Origin of the sequence: Variovorax pasteuri (assembly GCF_051216435.1) — a bacterium.
GTDB lineage: Bacteria > Pseudomonadota > Gammaproteobacteria > Burkholderiales > Burkholderiaceae_C > Variovorax.
Map to the genome: position 1 here is coordinate 133,035 of NZ_JBPJZS010000003.1, position 19,217 is coordinate 152,251.

A 19,217-nucleotide genomic window follows, 5' to 3' on the forward strand; every position below is an offset into this window, starting at 1 on the left:
TGCGTGTGGCCAGGCCATGGGTCAGTTGCGGCGCTTGACGCCGGAGGGACTGCGCCCGGCCGTTGTCCTGGTTGTGCGGGTCTTCGCCGTTGTGCGCCGCGGGGCCGGCGCCGAAGCGTCGGCCTGCAGTTTTTCCGCCAGTTGCCTGTGCCGCTCGGCAATGGCCAGCGCCTTGGCGACGTCGTGGCCGTGGTCCTTCACGGAGAAGGCCTTGCTCACGCTGCCCCGGTGGCTGCTGAAAGTGATGGCCAGCCAGTAGCCCGGATGGTTGGGGTTGGGCGTCTTGAAGTGCACGCCGCTCACGCCGCTGGTGTTGTTGCGCCGGGTGATTTCAGACTTCGAGCGCTTGCCCTGCCGCAGCCCCGGTGCATGGGCCGACAGACCCATGCGGATCGCCTCTTCGGCCGGGTGCAGCCGCGACAGTCCCGTCATGCGATCGAGCTGCTGCGCGCGCTCGCGAACGGCCAGCGTCCGCGCGGCGTCGCCCAGCCCGTCGACCGGAAAGTCCGCGCGCAGGATCTCGTCGGGGGCGATGTAGGTCTTGGCGAACCAGCCGCGCACCCGGCCCGCCGGCGACAGCCGGTGAATGACCCCGGGCACGCCCGTGCTGTTCGCGCGGGGCTTTTCGGCGCGCGTGCGGCGCGGCACCGGGTGCACGCTGCGCACGATGTGGTCGCGCCAGTCCTGGGCCTGGAGCAGGGCCTGGTCTTCGCCGCCGTAGCTGGCCTTGCCGAACTGCTTGTAGTGGCGCTCGCCATTGCGCACCAGCGACACCTCGAAACCCCACGGCCTGGCGCAAATGCCATACATGGCGGCGGAATTGGGAACACCTTTGGGCATGTTCGACGTACTGCGTTGCTTGTCGGCGGCGGTGCGGCGGCCGATGTCAGTGGGCTCCCTGACGCGTTCGAGGCTCGTTGGCGCCCGTTTCTGGCCGCCATTCTGGCCCAAGACGCATGACAGGCCCGCCACGGCGTTCCCGTGGCCCCCCCGCCTCACTGCCCCGGCCTCGCCTCTGCGGCGGCCGCGCCGTGCGGGCGGCGGTCCTTGCTGGAGGGCATGGCGAGCGCGTCCGCAGCGTTGCGGGTGTACATCAGCTTCTGCTCGAGCTGGCGTTCGCGCTCCTCGATCGCCATCTGCTTGGCCAGCTCGGGGCCGTGTTCCTTGATGGAGAAGGCCTTGCTCACGCTGCCCTTGCCGCTGGTGTAGGTGATGGCCAGCCAGTAGCCCGGGTGGCCGACGTTGGGCGACTTGAAATGCACGCCGCTCACGCCGCTGGAGTTGGTGCTGCGCTTGATCTCGGACTTCGAGCGCTTGGGCGAGCGTTGCTCGTCGCTGGCCGACGCCGGCGCCGTGCGGATCATCTCTTCCGCCGGGTGCAGCCGGGCCAGCCCCGCCATGCGCTCGAGCTGGCGTTGCCGCTCCTCGATGGCCAGCGCCTGCGCGGCGTCGCCCAGCATGTTCACGGCGAAGTCGGTGCGCAGGATCTCTTCCTGCCCGAGGTAAGTCTTGGCCACCCACGCGCGCACCTTGCCGCTGGACGCGACCTGCGCGAACACGCCGGACACGCCCGTGGTGTTGTTGACGCGAAGCTTCTCCGCCCGCGTGCGCCGTGGCACCGGCGGCACGCTGCGCACGATGCCGTCGCGCCAGTCCTGCGCCTGCAGCAGGGCCTGCGCCTCGCTGCCGTAGCTGGCGCGGCCGAACTGCTTGAAGTAGCGGTTGCCGTTGCGCACGATCGACACCTCGAAGCCCCACGAACGAGGATAGATGCCATACATCGCGGCCGGGTTGGGGATTCCTTTGGGCATGGTGGCTTCCGCTCGACGGCGCTCTCTGTTGACGTGGCTCCCTTCCCGGCGGGCTCTGTAACCTCGCCGGGCGCAAAGCCCCTCCAACGTCGTGTGCCAGGGGCTATCGCGGCTGTTGGAAGTCTTTGAACTCTTGGAGGGAATGCTAGGGATTGCGCGGCGTCGCGGATATCACCGGAATCGGTAGTCGTGGGGCTTGCCGGCCACACAGGCCCAAGGGCGTTCCCGGGGTGCGCTAGCGAATCACACCCAGCTTGCGTGCAATGGCCACCGCCTGCGTCCGGCTCTTCGCGTCGAGCTTCATGTTGATGTTGCGCAGGTGCGTGCGCACCGTGCTGTCCGACACGAACAGCTTCTCGGCCATCGCGCTGTTCGAGTAGCCCTCGGCCAGCAGCTGCAGCACGCGGATTTCCTTGCGCGTGAGCGGCTCCGCCATCGTGTCGCCGGTGGGCGCCTCGGCTTCGCCGGCGGCCGGCGGCCCCACGGCCTGCAGCAGCCGTTGCAGGCAGTCGGCCAAGATCGGATCGTTGCTGCTGCCGCGCGAGCCTTCATGCTGCGCCGCCGCATACCGGTGCACCAGCGGCCCCACGGCCGGCCCTTCGTCCAGTATCAGCCGCATGAAGCCTTCCTGGCTCGCGGTCCGCAGCACCTCGCGGATCTCGTCGATCGCCGCGGCCATGTCGCCGGTGCGCTGCAGCGCCAGCGCGCGCAGCACCTTCAGCGACAGCGCGCGCCGGCTGCGGGCAGAGGCCAGCGCGGCGTGCAGCTCGGCGTCGATCACGCCCAGCGCGGTGCGTGCGTCGCCGAACGCGATGTCCCAGCGAGCGCGGGCCAGCGCAAGGTAGTCGAGGTCGTGCGCGGGCAGGCGCTGGCGCCGTTCGCGCGCCCACAGCGCGGGGTCTTCGGCGCGCAGCAGTTCGTCGTGCGACGCGGGCCCGTTGCCCTGCAGCAGCAGCATGCGCGAGCGCTCCAGCTTGGCGCCGGCCACCACGCGCGGCAGCTGGCGGTGGTGGCCCAGGTATTCGAGCTCGGTCAGGGCCTGGAAGGCCGCGTCGATGTCGCCCGCATGGAACGCCAGGCGCGAGCGCATCACGTGGCTCAGGATCATGTGGTCGGGCAGGCCCACGTCGCGTGCCAGCGGCAGGTACACGTTCAGCAGGTGCTCGGCCTGCACGAGCTGGTTGGTCTCGTACACGGCGCCCGCGTACAGCACGCCGGCCCAGGCGTTGCCGTGGCTGTGGTTGTACGACACGGCATGGGTCGAATCCACCGCCATGCGCAGCCGTGCGGTGGCCTGCCGCAGCCGGCCTTCCTGCAGGTCGAACAGGCCGGCCAGCGACTCGGTGTACATGCGGTTGAAGGCGCTGTCGCCCTGCTCGCGCCGCGCCACCTCGAGCATGCGGCGCGCCTCGTGCGGGTCGCCGCGCACGGCCAGGATGTGTGCCATGGCGTTGAGCAGCACGCTGTCTGCAAAGGCCAGGCCGGTGGGCAGGCGCGCCATGGCGATGCGCCCGGCCTCGTAGGCCTCGTCGTGCCGGTCCTGCATGGCCAGCAGCAGCGGCACCAGCGTGTGGGCGCTGGCGCGCACTTCGGCGATGGGGCTGTCGAGGCAGCCCGACGCGTCGAGCTGGCGCATCGCGTCCCACGGGCCGTGCGTGAAGCAGGTGGCCCACAGCGCGATGGGCTGCAGGAACGGGTGCGCGCGCAGCTGGTGTTCCGGAATGGCCGCGAACCAGCGCGCCAGCATGCGCATGCGGCCCTGCTCGAGGAACCGGGCGGCATGGCTGTCGAGCAGGGTCAGCGCATACGGGTGGTCGCCGCCTTCGATGGCGTGGTCGATGGCCGGCACCGGGCGCCCGTTCGACTCGTACCAGCCCGAGGCCGCAAGGTGCAGGCGCGCCAGCTCGCCGGGCTGCTCGCGCACCAGCTGCGCGCGCAGGAAGTCGGCGAACAGGCTGTGATAGCGCCATGCATCGCCGCCGTCCTTGCCGTCACCCTTGCCGTCTTCGCTGCCGCCCACGCGCGTGACGAACAGGTTCGACGCAGCCAGCCGCTCGAGGATGGCCGCGCAATCGGCGCGCGGGCACAGCGCCTGGCACACCGATGCGTCGAGCTGCCGCAGCACGCTGGTGCGCAGCAGGAAGTCGCGAACGTCCTGCGGCTGGTGCGCGAGCACGTCTTCGGCCAGGTAGTCGGCCACCGCGCGGTCGGAGCCCGAGAAGCGCTCGACAAAGCCGGTCTCGGTGCCGTGCCGCTCCAGCGCCATCGACGCGAGCCACAGCGCGGCCACCCAGCCTTCGGTCTTGCGGTGCAGCTGCGCGAGCATGTCGGCGGGCAGCGCGCTGGCGGCGTGCGCCATGCGCAGGCTGAAGAAGGCGCTGGTTTCCTCGAGGCTGAAGCGCAGGCGGTCGGTGTCGATCTCCATCAGCTGCCCGCGCGCGCGCAACCGCCCCAGGGCCAGGTCGGGCAGGCTGCGCGAGCCGATCACGATCTGCCCGCGCCGCGGCAGGTGCTCGACGATCTCGCGCACCAGGCCCAGCACGGCCGGCTCCTGCACGCGCTCGAAGTCGTCCAGGAACAGGGTGAAGGGCGAGTCGTGCGCGGCCAGCGCCGCCACCGCGTCGAACGGGCCGTGGGGGCCGGGTGTGCGGGGCGCTTCCACGCCCAGCCGCTGCACGGCCTCGGCCAGGCAATGGAGAAAGCGCGAGACGTCGTTGTCGGCCAGGTCGAGCGTGAGCCACGCGGTGGCGGTGCCCTGCGCCTCCATGCGCTCGCGCATCTGCGCCATGGCGGTGGTCTTGCCGAAGCCGGCCGGCGCGCGCACCAGCACCAGCTTCACGGCCGCCGCGGCCATGCCGTCGCCGAGCGCGGTGCGCGGCACCTGCGTGGCGACGAAGGCGGGCGGGTTGAGCTTGGTTTCCAGAACCCGGGGGATCGGGGGCGTGGCCGGCAGGGAGGGCGCGGTGTGTGTGGGGGACTGCATGCGGGGCGGCTGAAATCCCGTCGTTTCCGACGATGCGTGCGGGCGATTCTGCTTCCTAAACTGGCCCCGGACAAACCCGCACAAACCCCGCATAGCCTTCGCCGGACACCTCAAGGACATTCAAGAGATGCAACTCGATTCCAGCATTGCCGCCGTCGTCACCGGCGGCGCCTCGGGCCTGGGTGCCGCCACCGCGCGCCGCCTCGCCAGCCACGGCGTGAAGGTCGCGCTGTTCGACCTGAATTCGGAACAGGGCGAGGCCCTGGCCAAGGAGCTCGGCGGCGTGTTCTGCAAGGTCGACGTCACCTCCGACGAACAGGTGGACGCGGCCTTCGCCAAGGCCCGCGCGGCGCACGGCCAGGAGCGCGTGCTGGTCAACTGCGCGGGCACCGGCAACGCGGTGAAAACCGCCAGCCGCGACAAGGCCACCGGCGAGATCAAGCACTTTCCGCTCGCCAACTTCGACCGCATCATCCAGATCAACCTGGTGGGCACCTTTCGCTGCATCGCCAAGTCGGCCGCCGGCATGCTCACGCTCGACATGGGGCAAGACGGCGAGCGCGGCGCCATCGTCAACACCGCGTCCGTTGCCGCGCAGGACGGGCAGATGGGCCAGGCGGCCTACACCGCGTCGAAGGCGGGCATCGTCGGCATGACGCTGCCGATTGCGCGCGACCTCATGAGCGAAGGCATTCGGGTGAACACCATCCTGCCGGGCATCTTCGACACGCCGCTGCTGCAGGGCGCGCCCGACAACGTGAAGGCCGCGCTGGCCGCATCGGTGCCGTTCCCCAAGCGGCTGGGCAACCCGGCGGAGTACGCAACGCTGGCCGAACTGATGATCACCAACGGGTACTTCAACGGCGAGAGCGTGCGGCTGGACGGGGCCATTCGCATGGCGCCGCGCTGAGCGTCGGTCCGCGGGTGTTGGCCGGCGTTGGCCGGCGTTGCGGAACCCCGAGGGGCAATGCCAACATAATCGGGCTTCATGGGAGCCTCGCCATCCATCCTCGATCCCCGCTCCGTCATCGTGCTGGCCGGCGTCATGGGCCTGATGATGGCGCTCGTGGTGTTCTTCATGCGCCGCAGCTACCCGCCGAGCATTCGCGGGCTGAGCGAGTGGGCGCTGGCACCGCTGGTGGCCTTCGCGAGCACCATGCTGTTCGCGGGGCGCGACTTCCTGCCGGACTTCGTCACCATCGTCGTCGCCAACTTCGTGCTGTTCCAGGCCTGCATCCTTTATTACGCAGGCAGCCAGAAGTTCCTGCTGGGGCGCAGCGACACCCGGGGCTGGACGCTGTTGAACGGTTTCCTGGGGCTGGCGATGTTCTGGTTCAGCGCCATCCAGCCCGACTTCCAGGCGCGCCTGCTGCTGGTCACGCTGGCGGTGTCCGCGCTGTTCTTCTTTCATGCCTGGCTGTATATCGGCCACAAGGGCCGGGTGTTCGGCAAACGGCTGATGACCGGGCTGCTGCTCGTGCAGTCGATCGTGGCCGCCTTGCGCTTCGCGTCGGCTGCGATGGGCATGGCCGGCAGCACGCTCATGGACGCCAGCTGGATCCAGTCGCTGTACATCAGCATGTACTCGTTCACCGTGCTGCTGCTGTCCATCTCCGTCATCCTGATGGCCACGGACCGCGTGCACACCGAGTTCGAGTACCTGGCCTCGCGCGACCCGCTCACGGGGGCGCTCAACCGCCGCGCGCTGCTCGACGCCTGCAGCGCCGCCTTTGCCTCGGGCCGGCGGCGCGCGGCCTTGCTGATGGTGGACCTGGACCACTTCAAGACCGTGAACGACCGCTTCGGCCACCTGATGGGCGACGCGGTGCTGCGCGAAGCCGTCGGGCGCATGCAGCGGGCCGTCGGCGATGAGGGCGTGCTCGGGCGCTATGGCGGCGAGGAGTTTGTCGTGCTGCTGCCCGATGCCGGCAAGCCCGAGGCGATGGCCATCGCGGCGCGGCTCAAGCAGGCCATCGACGAGCCGTTCGCGGCCGATTCGCCGATGGCCGTGGTCGGCGGGATCGCCGTCAGCATCGGTGTGGCGGCCAGCGAAGACGGCACGCGTGTCGACGAAGTGCTGGCCCGTGCCGACGCCGCGCTGTACCGCGCGAAGGCCATGGGGCGCGACCAGGTGATGGCGGCCGCCTGAATCGTTGCGGGGGGGCTTCAGCCGATGTTGTTCCAGTCGCAGCGCAATCGGCGTTGCGCGCCTGCGTAGGTCAGCGTGCCCCTGGTCTTCGACACGTTCAGCGTGACCTTGCGCGACGGCCTTTCGAGTGCCGTGCCCGTGATGCGCATGGCCTGGCGCTTGTGGTCGACGAAGCGGTGCCGCAACGCGAAGCGTTCGGACGAGGGTTCCGCGCCGTCGGTTCGCGCAATGACCAGCTCTGTCGGTTCGCCGGTGGACAGGCGCAACTGCACTTCGGCTGAATAGGGCGCGCCTTCGCATTGCATGCTGCCGTTGGCGAAGGCGCAGGGTGCGCACAGCAGCCACGCGGCGCAGGCCAGCGAACGCATCGGCGTGACGCGCCTTGCCGACGGCCATGCCGTTGCCATTACCGCTTGTCTCCCCAGCGCCACCGCGGCGGCTCACCCTTGAGCCAGCAGACGGCGACGAGGGTGGCACTCAGGCCCATGACGGCCAGCACGAAATGAACCGGTTGCCGTTCCGGGCGAATGGCCACGATCGCGCCGACGAGCAGCACGAGGTACACCGCGATCACCGCCCAACCCTGCCAGCAGGTGGGCATGCCCCAGCCCCAGCCGTAGCGCTTGGCAGGGAACCAGTAGGACCGGTCGGGCATGGTGTTCACTCTTGTTGGGTTGGTGGTGTGCTGTCGCCGAAAGGCGCTCAGACGATGCGCAGCATTCTGCCCGCCGCACGAACCGCTCGACCCCCTTACATCGATGGCAGCGACCTCTTCGCGCCGACCCGCACCGCACCACTCGCCAGCACGATCCCCGGCACCACCAGCGCCAATGCCACCAGCACCGCACCGGTGAGCGGCTCGTTCATCCAACATGCGGCGCCCAAGGTCGTCAGCACTGGCACCGCCGCGGCGGACAGCGACGCGCGCGACGCACCCAGCCGGGCGACCGCCACCATGTAGACCACCAGCCCCAGCAAGCCCGCGACCACGCCTTGCGCCGTGGCCTGCAGAGCGACGTCGGCCCACGGTGCGGTGAGCAGGCGCGGCGCGCCGGCAAAGGCCAGCACCGGCAGCAGCAGCAGCGCCGACCAGCCGTTCACGAACGCTGCGCCTTGCCACGGCGTGAGCCCGCAGTGTGCGAACGCGAGCGAGTGCATCGCCCACAGCATGGCCGCCGCCAGAAAGAGCAGGTCACCGCGCCAACTGAGCGAACCGCCGCTGAAACTGCCCGCCGCGAACAGCACCATGCCCAGTGCGATGCAGCCCAGCCCCAGCAAGCGGATGCCGCCGACCTTCTGCCCCTTGTGAAGCCACGCGCCGATGGCCGTGAACAGCGGCAGGCTGCCTGCCATGAAGATGCCCATGTGGCTCGCGGGCGCCCATTGCGCGCCGGCCAGCACCAGCAACCCGAAGGGCAGGCCGCCGCCGACGACCAGCAGCATGCGCGCCAGGCGCGACGCCTTGGGCGCGATGCGCTGGCGGCCGAACCACAGCGGCGCCAGCAGCAACGCCGGGATGCCGTAGCGCATCAGCGCCAGTTCCATCGGCCCGAGCGTGGTGGTCACGCCGTGGCGCGAGACGAGTTGCCATGCGCTGCCGACAAGGGCAGCGGCCAGCGCGGCGAGCAGGCCGGTGGAGAGATTGCGATCCATCGCGGCGAGTCTCGCGACCGCGCCGCGCGGCGGCTATCAAATTCGTGCGGCCAGCGTGCGCCGGGCTTCGCCCAGCGTCACACCCACCTCGCGCCGGAACACCGCGCCCAGGTGGCTCTGGCTGCAATAGCCGAGGTCGTGCGCGATGCCGGCGAGGTCGGCGTCGCCTTCCACCAGCCGCTCCATGGCCGCGGCCAGCCGCAGATGCTGGCGGTACTGATGCAGGCTCAGCCCGGTCTGCTGCCGGAAGCTGCGCGCCAGGTGAAACGGCGAGCGCGACACGGCGTCGGCCACCTCGTGCAGCGACAGCCGCACCTCCCTGTCGGCGGTTTCCGCGAGCAGCCGCTTCGCGCGTGCAACGGCACCCCTCGACGGCCCCTGTTGGCGCGACATGCCGAGTTCATCGACCAGCGCAGCGATGGCGTCAGCGCCCGCGTCGCCCGCGCGAAGCAGCCGTTGCGCCGCATGAACCCGGTACAGCGACCGGGGCGACAGCAGGCAGAACAGGGGCGCTGCGTTCGCGCGGGGCGCCGGATGCCTGCATGACCACCATGCTGCGACGCACCGCGCGCGCCGCGAGACGCAGCTGGTAGACCGTGGCGTCGCCGAAGTGCATGGCGGTCAGGTCGTCGACGAGCCAGGTGCTGTCGCCTGAACGCACGTCGAGCAGCGTGCGCCCCGTCGGGAAGATGATGCGGCGCGACGCCAGGGTGTAGGGCGCGCTCCAGTCGGCCCCTTCGTGCGCATGGGCGCGCACATGCTCCACGGTGAACTCGTGTCCGGTGTAGAGGAGGGTGCGTTCCTGGGGCATGGGGTGTGCGGTGTTCGGCCGCATTCTGCGCGCCTGAAGGCCGGCCGGCCGGCCGCTTCGTCAGGCAAATGGAAACGGCCCCTCCATCGTTCCGATGTGGCTCACATGGCTCACCATGCCGTGCGCCTCGCTCCACAGATGCAGCATGCAACCCGGGCGACCCATGTAGGAGGTCGGTGCGGCATCGGGGGCCAGCCGCAGCGCAATTTCCGTCGTGCTGCTCGGGCACGAACACACGACCGTGCCCGCCCAGCGCCGCAGCATCGTGCGGTGCACGTGGCCGCACAGCACCAGTTCGATGTTGTCGAACGCGCGCAGCACGGCCTCCAGCGGCGCAGGGTTCATGTAGCGGTAGGTGTCCATGTACGCAATGCCGCTCACGAAGGGCGGGTGGTGCAGCATCAGCAGCGTGGGCTTCGTGCGGTCGGCCTCCAGCGTGCGCTGCAGCCATGCGAGCCCTTGTGCATCGACATCGCCATGGTGAAGCCCCGGCACGCAGGAATCGAGCGCCACGATGCGCACCGGGTAATCGTCGATGCAGTAGTGCAGCGCGCCTTCGCCCGGCAGGTACGCGTGGTCCGCGAAGGCCGCGCGAAAGTTCTCGCGGTGGTCGTGGTTGCCGGGAATCACCAGGTACGGAATGGCCAGCTTCGCCAGCAGGCGCCGCACCTGTGCGTATTCGGCGGGCCGGCCTTCGTCGACCAGGTCACCCGTGAGCAGCACCAGGTCGGGCCGGCGGTCGAGCGCGTGCAGGTGGTCGATGGCGTCTTCGAACATGCGGTTCGAATCGGCCACGCCCTGGTAGAGCTGCCCGGCGGGGCGGACATGGGCGTCGGAGATATGGGCAATGAGCATGGGCGCCTCGGGTTTGCAGTGCAGCAAGCAGGTTTCGTTCCCTTCACGCCTTCGAGCGCGCTCAATCGTCCGTTCCGACGATGCGGCGCGCCGTGGCCGCTGCCTACGATGCAGCGCGCGTCGCGCCCAAAGAAGGAGACAGGCCATGTTCGGATTGATGCAAGACCGCCCGCTGCTGATTTCGTCGCTCATCGATCATGCGGCCACCTTCCACCCGCACGCCGAGGTCGTGGGCCGCTCCGTGGAAGGCCCGCTGCACCGCACCAACTACGGCGAGATACAGCGCCGCGCCAAGCAGGTGGCCCATGCGATGAAGGCGCTCGGCATCCAGCCCGGCGACCGCGTGGGCACGCTCGCGTGGAACACCTGGCGCCACCTGGCGCTGTACTTCGGTGTCTCGGGTGCGGGCGCGGTGCTGCACACGGTGAACCCGCGGCTCTTTGCGGAGCAGATCGACTACATCGTCAACCACGCCGAAGACAAGGTGCTGTTCTTCGACGCCAACTTCGCGCCGCTGGTCGAGAAGCTCGCGCCGCAGCTGAAGACGGTGCGCGCCTTCATCGCCATGACCGACCGTGCGCACATGCCCGCCATCGACGTGCCCCAGCTGCTGTGCTACGACGAACTGGTGGGCACGCAGAGCGAGGTGTATGAATGGCCCGAGTTCGACGAGCGCACTGCCTCCTCGCTTTGCTACACCTCGGGCACCACCGGCCATCCGAAGGGCGTGCTGTATTCGCACCGCTCGACCGTGCTGCATTCGCTGATGGAATGCGCGCCCGACACCTTCGGCGTCAACTCGCAGATGACGCTGCTGCTCGCCGTGCCCATGTTCCATGCCAACGCCTGGGGCATGCCGTATGCGGCGGCCATGGCCGGCGCCAAGCTGGTCATGCCCGGCCCGCACATGGACGGCCAGAGCCTGTACGAGCTGATGCGCGACGAGAAGGTCGGCTTCTCGCAGGCGGTGCCCACCATCTGGCTGATGCTGTTCCAGTACTTCGATGCGCATCCCGAGATCGACACGCGCGCCATTGGCCTCAAGCGCATCGGCGTGGGCGGCGCGGCCACGCCGCGCAGCATGATCGAACGCTTCGAGCGCGACTTCGGCGCCGACTTCGTGCAGGGCTGGGGCATGACGGAGACCAGCCCCATCGGTGTGATCGGCAACCTGCTGCCCAAGCACCTGTCGATGCCCAAGGAAGAGCAGCTGCGCGTGAAGATGCGCCAGGGCCGCGGCGTGTGGGGCGTGGAGCTGAAGATCGTCGGCGAGGACGGCCAGCGCCTGCCGCACGACGGCAAGGCCTTCGGCCATCTGCATGTGCGCGGGCCGTGGATTGCGAGCGGCTACTTCAAGGGCGAGGGCGGCTCGGTGCTCGATGCCGAGGGTTTTTTTCCGACCGGCGACGTCGCCAACATCGACGAGGACGGCTATGTGCAGCTGGTCGATCGCGCAAAGGACGTCATCAAGTCGGGCGGCGAATGGATTTCTTCCATCGACCTGGAGAACGCCGCGAGCGCGCACCCGGCGGTGGCCGAGGCGGCGGTCATCGGCATCGCGCATCCGAAGTGGCAGGAGCGGCCGTTGCTCATCGTGGTGAAGCGCGCAGGCGCCGAAGTCACGCGCGAGGAACTGCTCACTTTTCTTTCAGGGCGCGTGGCGAAGTGGTGGCTGCCGGACGACGTGGCTTTCGTCGACAGCCTGCCGCATACAGCCACCGGCAAGTTGCTGAAGACGAAGTTGCGCGAGCAGTTCAAGGGTTATGTGGCCGCGACGTCTCTTTGACAGTTCCGTGACTTGTTCGATTTTTCTGTGGACAACTCTGTGGGTTGTGCGGGGAGGCGACCTGGCGAAGCCACGGCTGGCGTGGGTTTCCACCACGTTGCCTGTTGAATAGGCAGTACCTCGACGAGGGTCGAAAAGAGGGCTATCGCGGCGTGGGGAATGCGAAAAATCGTGTTAGGTCCTGGGCGTTCGTGTAGTCGTGGACGTGTGCGTTGTTGCGTTGCGCTTGTCGGTTGACTGCGGCGGTGCGCGCCGCTACATTCCAGTCCGCCTTGCGATGAGTGGGGCCGGGTTTGACAGCCTGAAAGAACCGCGGTGAAAGCCGCATACCGCAATGGTGTTGCGGCTTTTCTGTTCCAGCTTCCTTTCAGGCGGCTCGGATGGGAGGGCTCGCGCCCTGCCGGTTTCGCCTAGCGGTTCCCGGTCTGTCAACCTGTTCGAGCCGCCGCCTTCGTTTGACAGCGTGGGCGACGGTTGTAGCAAAGCTGAACCGACAGGGAGGGCCACATGGCCGATTCAAAAAGTGCTGCGCATGACAGCGCGCAATTCAAACCGTTCGTCTGGAATTGCGTCGAAGGACTCGACCACGAGGCACGCGCGCGTGCTTCTTTTCTCAACGACGCGCGCGATGTGGTGGACGGTGCGCATACGCTGATGCAGTTGCTCGCGTGGGATGAAGAGCAACGCGATGAAGCGAACGCCGCCAATGCACGAGCGCCTCTTCTCGATGCCGTGCATCGCGCCTCGCTTCAGCGGTTCGTGGTGGCGGCGCTGGGCAGGTTGCACGCCGACATCGAAGGCCAGTGCGAATCGCTGGACGCCATGCGGCGCTAGCCGCGCCCGACGCCGCGCCATCCGCACAGGGTGCGCAGCGCGCTCAGGCTACTTGCGCCCTGCCAAGCGCGCCCGGCCCAGCGGTGTGATGCGCTTCACGATCGCCAGCTCCTGCGGATGGTCGCTGCCCTTCCACATCAACGCGGCGCTGATCGCTGCATCGACGAAGCCGGCGAGCTTCAACGCCTCGATGCAATTGATCTCCTCGTGGTCTTCCACGCGAAGCGGGAACGACGCGTCCTTGATGCGGCGCAGGTAGTCGAGCGGCTCGATGCCTTTCATGTCGACGGCCTGCCTCGGTGCTTCGCTGCGGCCTGTGCGCATCTTCTCGATCTCGGTATGCCCGTCGTCGGTGATGCAGATGATCAGCGCCGCTTGCGCGAGCCGGTAGTTGCCCCCCGGGTCGAACGCGGGGTCGATGGCGGCCTCGATGAGGCCCGTTGCTTTCAGCACGGACACGCGCCTGACGTCTTGTGGGTCGGTCACGTGCATGGGCAAGCGGACATGCGCCAAATGGAGAAGGTAAGTAAGCGGCACCAAAGATCCCTGTCTACGCCTCCATGCTGTCGTCGATCCCGCCGCGAGCCGCCCAGCCGAAGCAAGGCTTTCCTTGGTGAGACCGCCGCCCCCTCTCCTGAGCAATCCATCGCCCGGACGACACCACCCGCGAAGGGGTGGTCGCCGAAGCCCGAATTGTGAGCATTTGTTATCAGTTGCCCATTTTGTAGGCAAAGGGACTGTGCGCTATCCCCCGAACTGGGTATTTAGGGGGCCTTTCGCACACTTTCGGTGCCTTCTTCGTGCGGACTCGTTACCTTTCTGGCCGGCCCATGGGGTGCCGGCATTGCCGTTTCAGTGCTTGTGCTCGCCGTGCCCGGCCGCCGGCTGCGCGGATGCATTGAGCGCGCGCACCGGCGCCTTCACCTCGACGGTTTCGCGCCGGCCGTCCTTGCCCTCGAACACCAGCGTGAGCGGCACGGTGTCGCCCTCCTTCACCTGCTGCTTGAGGTCGAGCAGCATCACGTGATAACCGCCGGGCTTGAGCTCGACGGTCTTGCCGGCGGGCACGTCGAGCGCGGGAATCTGCCGCATGCGCATCACGTTGTCCTGCATGGCCATCTCGTGCACTTCGACGAGGGGCGTGACGCTCGAGCTGGCCGACACCAGCCGGGTGTCTTTCGCGGCGCTGAGCTGCATGAACGCGCCTGTGGCCTTTTGCTGCGGCACGGTGGCGCGCACCCAGGCGTCCTTGACGGTGACCTGGGCGTGGGCGTTGGCTGCGAGCAGGGCTGCCGAAGCGATGAGGATGCGTGCGATGGGTGTCATGAATGAGGCTCCTTGGTTTTGAAATGAAGGTCAGGCCGCTGTGGCCGCGAGGATCTGGCGAAGGTCTTGCGCGCATTCCTCCGCGCTCTGCTCGTGGCGCAGCACGAGGCGGATCTTTCCCTTGGGGTCGAACACGTAGCTGAAGGCCGAGTGGTCCATGGTGTACGACGAGCCGGTGGGCACTTTCTTGTAGAAGACCTTGAAGGCCCTGGCGGTCTCCGCGGTCCTTTGCAGGTCGCCGTACAGGCCGATGAAGCTCGCGTCGAAGGCCTGGGTGTAGGCCTTGAGCACCACGGGCAGGTCGCGCTCGGGGTCGACGGTGACGAAGATCACCTGCAGCCGGTCGCCCTGCGCACCGAGCAGCCGCTTGATCTCGGCCGCGCGCACGAGCGCGGTGGGGCACACGTCGGGGCACTGGGTGAAGCCGAAGAACATCATCACGGCCTTGCCCTTGAAGTCGGCGAGCGTGCGTTCGCGGCCGTCGGGGTCGGTCAGGCGGAAGTCCTGCGCGTAGCTGGCGCCGGTGATGTCGACGCCGTTGTAGCTGGCGGGCAGCACCTTGTCGCAGGCTGCGAGGGAAAGCGTGGCGAGGCCGCCGCCGGCCAGCAGCAGATGGCGCCGCGTGAGATGGGGTGTGTGGGTCATTGAAGCAAAACTCTCTTGGCGGCACCGCTGCGGGCGCCGCCGCATGACAGGAGCGCGTGCGATGCGCCTCGCCCGGAGGTCGCATCCCATGCGCACGAACTGAAGAAGCGTCAGGAGAGCGAAGGAGGCCCGCGCGCCGGCATGGGCGCGGCGGTGGCCGCGGCGATGCGCGCAGATGGAATCGGCTGCACCGCATGGGCCAGCGGCAGGGGCGTGGGCAGCGTGACGGTGGGCGTCGCGGGCGGGGCGCCTGCGAGCACGCACAACGGGCAGTCCATGTGGCCGGCGCCTAGCTCTTGCGCGCCGTCGTCGGTGTGCACGACGGCCTTGACCGAGCCGGTGCTGGCGCACACCAGTTCCAGCGTCTGCGGATGCACCACCGGCGAGGCGATGGCCGCGCCCAGCGACAGCGCGAACCACAGCAAGACCCAGCGGATCAGGCTTGCACCCGGACGCCGCAGGCTCGCGCGGGGCGTTGTGAGCGTTGTGGGCTTCGGTGCGGTGTGCGGGGGCATCGGCGCGGATTATCGGCCAGCCACCGTCAGGCAATGAAAAAAGCCTTGCAAGTCGTTGACCTGCAAGGCTTTTGTTGTTGGTGGCTCTTCACGGATTCGAACCGCGGACCTGTGGATTATGATTCCATCGCTCTAACCGACTGAGCTAAAGAGCCGTTGGTGCTGTGCAGCACCAAGCCCAAAATTATAGCCCAGCATTTGGGCTCATTTCAACCACCTGTGGGCAACTTGCCCAATTCCTCGGAAACCAGGCGCACGATCAGCTTGTCCAGCGTCTGCACCGAGTAGTTGCCGACGTCGTGCACGGTCTGCGTTCCGGGGCCGCTCGCAGGGTTCGCCGCCTCCTTGTAGGTCAGGAAAACGAAGCGCCCGCCGGTGTACTGCGCGATCTGGCGCTGGATGTATTCGCCCTGCTTGTCGAGCCCCGACGCGCCCACGCCCAGCACCTTGATGCCCTTGCCCAGCGCGGCCACCATGTCGTCGTCGTACTGGGGGCCGCCGTAGTCCAGGTGCGGCGGCGCGTCCGCCAGCAGCACCACGAGGCGGGTGGTGCCGTTGCCGCGCCAGCTGAGCCGGTGCACGGTTTCGTTCAATGCCTCGTTCATGGCCTCGGGGTAGTCGCCGCCGCCTGCGGCCTGCAGCTTGTCGAGCACGCCCTGGAAGGCGTCGAGGTCGTTGGTGAAGTCGTGGCGCCGCACCAGGAAGTCGTCGCTGCGGTCGCGGTACGCCACCAGGCCGAAGCAGGTGTCGGGGCGGCTCGGCAGCCGCGCGACCTGGTCGGCGATGGTGCGCAGGGTGGTCTTGAGCCTGGCGATCTCGTCGTCCATGGAGCCGGTGGCGTCGATGAGAAAGACCAGGTCGAGCTGCGCGCGCTTCGGCTGGGCGCCGGGCTTGTCGAGCACCACCTCGACCGCGTTCTTCTGGCCGCGCTGCAGAAAGGCGGTGCTCTGCCGGCCGTTCTTGCGCACGGTGACTTCGTACACCGGGCTGCGCGCCTTGTCGAAGGCGTTGGGATGCAGCCAGGCGCGTCCGCCCGCATCGGTGCGGGCCCACATGGCGGCGCCGCTCGCAGCCTGCACGGCCACTTCGGCGTCGGGCACGACCGCGCCGCGCGCGTCGCGCACCTGCAGCAGATAGCGCGCGCTGATGTCGCGCTCGCGGTGCGTGACCTGGGTGCGGTCGCGGAAGGCGAGGTACTCGCCGAAGTCGGCGTTGTCGTCGACCATGCCGGCGGTGACGGGCTCGTTGGCGGGGCGCGGGGCCTGCGCCGGCGGAGGGAGGGCGACGCGTGGCGTGGCAGTGGCGGCAGTGGCGGCAGGGGCGGCAGGGGCGGCAGGGGAGGCAGGGGAGGCAGGGGAGGCAGGCGCGGGCACGGCGATGGCGGCGGGCGCAGCTTCGGCGATCGGCGCGGCGGGCGCCACGGACGCAGCCAGCCCGCCGCTGGCGCCAGCGTAGGCCGCCGAAGGCGACGGTTTGCGCAATGCATGCGGCACGGGCGCCTCGTCGGCGAGCGCCCGCCTGTCGCGGCCCTCGCTTCTTTCAAGCCGCGCGGCGCGCGGGAGGCCCGGCGTTTCATGCGTCTGGATCGGCCGCGCGCAGTTCGTGGCGGACGGCGCCTCGAAGTTCGGCACGGCCTGCGTCATCTGCGCGTGGCTGTCGGGCGCCGGCGTTGGCCATCGCACGCCGGAGGGAGCGGCTGAAACCGCAAGGGGCTCGGTGGCGCCGCAGGCCGTGAGCAGCAGTTGGGCGCACAGCAGCGCGGCGAGCGGGCGGCGAAACCGGGGAGCGAAAGGCTGGGTCATGGAAGAACTCCGGGTGGTTGGATGCAGGCTGATACGGCGGCCCACCGGCAACGGGGTTAAACCCGTGTCGTCTTTTTTTGCCGGCCCGAACCCCGATGCCTTCGGCCGCCCGTACAAGCTCGGGTGAGAATCCCTCGATGTCCGCGCTTCCCCGCGCCCCTTCCGCCAAGAACGCTCCAGAGCGCCAGGCCATGCCCGACGACCAGTTGATGCTGGCCTACGCGCAAGGCGACGCCGCCGCGTTCGACGTGCTCTACGCGCGCCACGAAGGCGGGCTGTTCCGTTTCGTCAAGCGGCTGCTGGGCGCGCGGCTCGCGGCGCAGGCCGACGAGGTGTTCCAGGACACCTGGGTGCGCATCATCTCGGCGCGCGAGAGCTTCTCGCCGCAGGGCGCGACCTGGCGCACCTGGGCCTTCACCATTGCGCACAACCTCGCCATGGACCGCCTGCGCGTGAGCGGGCGCGAAGTGACGCTCGACGCGCATGCGGACGACGGCGGCGACGCCGTGCCCACGCTGGAGCGCGGCGTGCGTGGCGCGCTCGATGCGGCCGCGCATCCGTCGGCCGAAGAGCTTGCGTTCTGGCGCGCTGCCGGCCGCCGCCTGCTGGCCTGCCTCGACGAACTGCCGGCCGACCAGCGCGCGGCCTTCCTGCTGCACCATGAAGACGGGCTGACCGTCGAGGCGCTGGCCGCGAGCCTGGAGATCGGATTCGAGACCGTGCGCAGCCGGCTGCGCTACGGGTTGCAGAAACTGCGCGGCTGCATGGCGCGCTATCTGTTGGTGCTGGAGCAACGGGCATGAGCGGCAATCGCACCGAATTCGACGAAGACGATGACCTGCGCGACCCGGCATTACGCCGCGCGCTCGACCACGCCCCCGACCGCGATGCGGCGCCCGATGCGCGCACGCGTGACGCGATCCTGAAGATGGCGCACAACCTGGCTGTGGCGCCGGTCTCGGCAACGGGCGCTGCCGCCAACAGCGCGCGTGCGGTGTCGTGGTGGCGTCGCCTGTTCGGCGGCGGGGGCGAGCCGCGTTCGCGCATGCCGTGGAACGCGGCCTTCGCCACGGTGCTCGTCGCCGCGTTCGTCACGGTGCTGTGGCGCAGCGAGCCGGTGCCCGATGCGCGGCTCGATGGCGAGGCCCGTGTCGGCGGGGCCGCTGCGCCTGCAGCTGAAGCACCTGTGGCACCTGTCGCGCCTGTGGCACCTGTCGCGCCCGAACCCGTGCCGCCGCCGCCGGTGGCGGCACAGCAGGCACCGACTGCTCCGGCCCCGGCTGCGCCCGCGGCCGAACAGCGCGCCAACGTGCTGCGTGATTCATCGTCCGCCAAGGAAACTGGGCGTGCCCAGCCGGCGCGCAAACAGGCGGCTCCGGCGCCCGCCGCGGCGGCACCTGTCGCGCCTTCTGTGCCTTCTGTGCCTTCTGTGCCTTCTGCGCCCCCCGCCGTCGTGGCCGAGCCCTCCGTGCCCGCACCTGCACAGGACGAACGTCGTGAGGAGCGCGTGGAAAACGAACGCCGCCGCGCCGTCGCGCCGCCAGCGCCTGCTGCGCCCGCTGCATCCGTCGCGCCGCCGCCGGCCATCGCCGCCGCACCGCTCTCGCGCCCATTGCCGGATGCATCGGCGCTCGCCAGCCAGGGCGGTGCCAATGCGGACGCTTCCGGTGCGTTGCGCGATGCCGCGCCGCGCGCAGTTGCCAAGGCTGCACCGTCCCGCGTCGCTGTGCCGCCGTTCGCCGCATTGGAGCGATGGACGTCGTTGAGCTTCACACGCGCGGGCGCCGAGATGCGCCGCGAGCGCGGCGATATCGAAGGGTTGCCCGCGTTGGTGGGCACGGTGGCGCGTTCTGCCACGGCACCCGATGCATCGCTGGACGCACCGGTCGAGGCGCGCCTGGCCCTCTACCGCGGCGGCGCGCTCATCGCCGTGCTGGAGATCGCCGGCGACCAGGTGCGCTGGACACCGCAGCCCGGCGGCGCAGCGCTGGTCGGCACGCCGCCAGCCCAGGCGCTCGACGCCTTGCGCTCGGTATTGACGCGTTGA

Annotated in this window: 20 protein-coding genes and 1 tRNA gene; 6 read left to right on the forward strand and 15 right to left on the reverse strand. The window is 69.1% G+C overall.

The genetic code is table 11. The features are described 5' to 3' along the window. Window positions 1–21: 21 nt before the first annotated feature. From ACSFBM_RS14110 to ACSFBM_RS14120, 3 genes are all read right to left on the reverse strand, one after another. Complete coding sequence (locus tag ACSFBM_RS14110; protein WP_435484905.1) at window positions 22–810, reverse strand: AP2 domain-containing protein; 789 nt, start codon at window positions 808–810, stop codon at window positions 22–24. Between the two features lie 185 nt (window positions 811–995). After that, entirely contained in the window at window positions 996–1,811 is an 816-nt protein-coding gene (locus tag ACSFBM_RS14115) for an AP2 domain-containing protein (protein WP_435484906.1), read from the reverse strand. 235 nt (window positions 1,812–2,046) lie between these two features. Continuing rightward, window positions 2,047–4,794, reverse strand: a complete 2,748-nt coding sequence (locus tag ACSFBM_RS14120) for a winged helix-turn-helix domain-containing protein (RefSeq protein ID WP_435484907.1) — start codon at window positions 4,792–4,794, stop codon at window positions 2,047–2,049. 127 nt (window positions 4,795–4,921) lie between these two features. Between ACSFBM_RS14120 and ACSFBM_RS14125 the strand changes: the two genes are divergently transcribed. Together ACSFBM_RS14125 and ACSFBM_RS14130 are read left to right on the forward strand one after the other, a co-directional pair. Then, window positions 4,922–5,704, forward strand: a complete 783-nt coding sequence (locus ACSFBM_RS14125; protein WP_435484908.1) for an SDR family NAD(P)-dependent oxidoreductase — start codon at window positions 4,922–4,924, stop codon at window positions 5,702–5,704. Window positions 5,705–5,782: 78 nt separating this feature from the next. Then, window positions 5,783–6,943 carry a GGDEF domain-containing protein gene (locus ACSFBM_RS14130; RefSeq protein WP_435484909.1) on the forward strand — a complete coding sequence of 387 codons (1,161 nt, stop codon included), beginning with the start codon at window positions 5,783–5,785 and terminating at the stop codon, window positions 6,941–6,943. A 17-nt stretch (window positions 6,944–6,960) separates the two neighbouring features. Here ACSFBM_RS14130 and ACSFBM_RS14135 read toward each other — a convergent pair whose 3' ends face one another. From ACSFBM_RS14135 to ACSFBM_RS14160, 6 genes are all read right to left on the reverse strand, one after another. Beyond that, window positions 6,961–7,350: a hypothetical protein gene (locus ACSFBM_RS14135; protein ID WP_435484910.1), complete on the reverse strand. Its 390-nt coding sequence runs from the start codon at window positions 7,348–7,350 to the stop codon at window positions 6,961–6,963. Beyond that, a complete protein-coding gene (locus ACSFBM_RS14140; RefSeq protein WP_435484911.1) occupies window positions 7,350–7,598 on the reverse strand; it encodes a hypothetical protein in 249 nt (82 codons plus the stop codon). Before ACSFBM_RS14140 ends, ACSFBM_RS14135 begins: the two co-directional genes overlap by 1 nt. A gap of 95 nt (window positions 7,599–7,693) precedes the next feature. Then, window positions 7,694–8,596 carry a DMT family transporter gene (locus tag ACSFBM_RS14145; RefSeq protein ID WP_435484912.1) on the reverse strand — a complete coding sequence of 301 codons (903 nt, stop codon included), beginning with the start codon at window positions 8,594–8,596 and terminating at the stop codon, window positions 7,694–7,696. Window positions 8,597–8,632: 36 nt separating this feature from the next. After that, window positions 8,633–8,989: a helix-turn-helix transcriptional regulator gene (locus tag ACSFBM_RS14150; RefSeq protein ID WP_435484913.1), complete on the reverse strand. Its 357-nt coding sequence runs from the start codon at window positions 8,987–8,989 to the stop codon at window positions 8,633–8,635. Between the two features lie 31 nt (window positions 8,990–9,020). After that, the gene (locus tag ACSFBM_RS14155) at window positions 9,021–9,407 is read right to left on the reverse strand and encodes a hypothetical protein (protein ID WP_435484914.1); all 387 of its coding nucleotides are present in this window, start codon (window positions 9,405–9,407) and stop codon (window positions 9,021–9,023) included. Window positions 9,408–9,467: 60 nt separating this feature from the next. Next, complete coding sequence (locus ACSFBM_RS14160; protein ID WP_435484915.1) at window positions 9,468–10,262, reverse strand: phosphodiesterase; 795 nt, start codon at window positions 10,260–10,262, stop codon at window positions 9,468–9,470. Between the two features lie 145 nt (window positions 10,263–10,407). Between ACSFBM_RS14160 and ACSFBM_RS14165 the strand changes: the two genes are divergently transcribed. Then, complete coding sequence (locus ACSFBM_RS14165; RefSeq protein ID WP_435484916.1) at window positions 10,408–12,048, forward strand: 3-(methylthio)propionyl-CoA ligase; 1,641 nt, start codon at window positions 10,408–10,410, stop codon at window positions 12,046–12,048. Window positions 12,049–12,555: 507 nt separating this feature from the next. Beyond that, the gene (locus ACSFBM_RS14170; RefSeq protein ID WP_435484917.1) at window positions 12,556–12,882 is read left to right on the forward strand and encodes a hypothetical protein; all 327 of its coding nucleotides are present in this window, start codon (window positions 12,556–12,558) and stop codon (window positions 12,880–12,882) included. Window positions 12,883–12,930: 48 nt separating this feature from the next. On the opposite strand, the gene ACSFBM_RS14175 is transcribed toward ACSFBM_RS14170, so the two are convergent. From ACSFBM_RS14175 to ACSFBM_RS14200, 6 genes are all read right to left on the reverse strand, one after another. Beyond that, the gene (locus ACSFBM_RS14175; RefSeq protein ID WP_435484918.1) at window positions 12,931–13,335 is read right to left on the reverse strand and encodes a hypothetical protein; all 405 of its coding nucleotides are present in this window, start codon (window positions 13,333–13,335) and stop codon (window positions 12,931–12,933) included. Window positions 13,336–13,734: 399 nt separating this feature from the next. Beyond that, window positions 13,735–14,208 carry a copper chaperone PCu(A)C gene (locus ACSFBM_RS14180; RefSeq protein WP_435436845.1) on the reverse strand — a complete coding sequence of 158 codons (474 nt, stop codon included), beginning with the start codon at window positions 14,206–14,208 and terminating at the stop codon, window positions 13,735–13,737. 30 nt (window positions 14,209–14,238) lie between these two features. Further along, window positions 14,239–14,853, reverse strand: coding sequence for an SCO family protein (locus tag ACSFBM_RS14185; protein WP_435484919.1), 615 nt, complete (start codon window positions 14,851–14,853; stop codon window positions 14,239–14,241). 110 nt (window positions 14,854–14,963) lie between these two features. Beyond that, on the reverse strand, window positions 14,964–15,368 hold the full coding sequence (locus tag ACSFBM_RS14190) for a DUF2946 family protein (protein WP_435484920.1): 405 nt from the start codon (window positions 15,366–15,368) through the stop codon (window positions 14,964–14,966). A 78-nt stretch (window positions 15,369–15,446) separates the two neighbouring features. Further along, a tRNA-Met gene (locus tag ACSFBM_RS14195) sits at window positions 15,447–15,523 on the reverse strand. Window positions 15,524–15,577: 54 nt separating this feature from the next. Further along, window positions 15,578–17,170: a vWA domain-containing protein gene (locus tag ACSFBM_RS14200; protein ID WP_435484921.1), complete on the reverse strand. Its 1,593-nt coding sequence runs from the start codon at window positions 17,168–17,170 to the stop codon at window positions 15,578–15,580. A 137-nt stretch (window positions 17,171–17,307) separates the two neighbouring features. Here ACSFBM_RS14200 and ACSFBM_RS14205 point away from each other — a divergent pair, with 137 nt between their 5' ends. Both ACSFBM_RS14205 and ACSFBM_RS14210 read left to right on the forward strand, forming a co-directional pair. After that, window positions 17,308–17,973 carry a sigma-70 family RNA polymerase sigma factor gene (locus ACSFBM_RS14205; RefSeq protein ID WP_435484922.1) on the forward strand — a complete coding sequence of 222 codons (666 nt, stop codon included), beginning with the start codon at window positions 17,308–17,310 and terminating at the stop codon, window positions 17,971–17,973. Continuing rightward, window positions 17,970–19,217: a hypothetical protein gene (locus tag ACSFBM_RS14210; RefSeq protein WP_435484923.1), complete on the forward strand. Its 1,248-nt coding sequence runs from the start codon at window positions 17,970–17,972 to the stop codon at window positions 19,215–19,217. The genes ACSFBM_RS14205 and ACSFBM_RS14210 overlap by 4 nt, the downstream gene beginning before the upstream one ends.

Coding starts and splice junctions, on each gene's coding strand:
- ACSFBM_RS14200 (WP_435484921.1), bottom strand. CDS start 17,170: ATGACCCAGCCTTTCGCTCCCCGGTTTCGCCGCCCGCTCGCCGCGCTG.
- ACSFBM_RS14160 (WP_435484915.1), bottom strand. CDS start 10,262: ATGCTCATTGCCCATATCTCCGACGCCCATGTCCGCCCCGCCGGGCAG.
- ACSFBM_RS14130 (WP_435484909.1), top strand. CDS start 5,783: ATGGGAGCCTCGCCATCCATCCTCGATCCCCGCTCCGTCATCGTGCTG.
- ACSFBM_RS14205 (WP_435484922.1), top strand. CDS start 17,308: ATGTCCGCGCTTCCCCGCGCCCCTTCCGCCAAGAACGCTCCAGAGCGC.
- ACSFBM_RS14185 (WP_435484919.1), bottom strand. CDS start 14,853: ATGACCCACACACCCCATCTCACGCGGCGCCATCTGCTGCTGGCCGGC.
- ACSFBM_RS14210 (WP_435484923.1), top strand. CDS start 17,970: ATGAGCGGCAATCGCACCGAATTCGACGAAGACGATGACCTGCGCGAC.
- ACSFBM_RS14150 (WP_435484913.1), bottom strand. CDS start 8,989: ATGTCGCGCCAACAGGGGCCGTCGAGGGGTGCCGTTGCACGCGCGAAG.
- ACSFBM_RS14140 (WP_435484911.1), bottom strand. CDS start 7,598: ATGCCCGACCGGTCCTACTGGTTCCCTGCCAAGCGCTACGGCTGGGGC.
- ACSFBM_RS14180 (WP_435436845.1), bottom strand. CDS start 14,208: ATGACACCCATCGCACGCATCCTCATCGCTTCGGCAGCCCTGCTCGCA.
- ACSFBM_RS14170 (WP_435484917.1), top strand. CDS start 12,556: ATGGCCGATTCAAAAAGTGCTGCGCATGACAGCGCGCAATTCAAACCG.
- ACSFBM_RS14110 (WP_435484905.1), bottom strand. CDS start 810: ATGTATGGCATTTGCGCCAGGCCGTGGGGTTTCGAGGTGTCGCTGGTG.
- ACSFBM_RS14155 (WP_435484914.1), bottom strand. CDS start 9,407: ATGCCCCAGGAACGCACCCTCCTCTACACCGGACACGAGTTCACCGTG.
- ACSFBM_RS14125 (WP_435484908.1), top strand. CDS start 4,922: ATGCAACTCGATTCCAGCATTGCCGCCGTCGTCACCGGCGGCGCCTCG.
- ACSFBM_RS14165 (WP_435484916.1), top strand. CDS start 10,408: ATGTTCGGATTGATGCAAGACCGCCCGCTGCTGATTTCGTCGCTCATC.
- ACSFBM_RS14190 (WP_435484920.1), bottom strand. CDS start 15,368: ATGCCCCCGCACACCGCACCGAAGCCCACAACGCTCACAACGCCCCGC.
- ACSFBM_RS14145 (WP_435484912.1), bottom strand. CDS start 8,596: ATGGATCGCAATCTCTCCACCGGCCTGCTCGCCGCGCTGGCCGCTGCC.
- ACSFBM_RS14115 (WP_435484906.1), bottom strand. CDS start 1,811: ATGCCCAAAGGAATCCCCAACCCGGCCGCGATGTATGGCATCTATCCT.
- ACSFBM_RS14120 (WP_435484907.1), bottom strand. CDS start 4,794: ATGCAGTCCCCCACACACACCGCGCCCTCCCTGCCGGCCACGCCCCCG.
- ACSFBM_RS14135 (WP_435484910.1), bottom strand. CDS start 7,350: ATGGCAACGGCATGGCCGTCGGCAAGGCGCGTCACGCCGATGCGTTCG.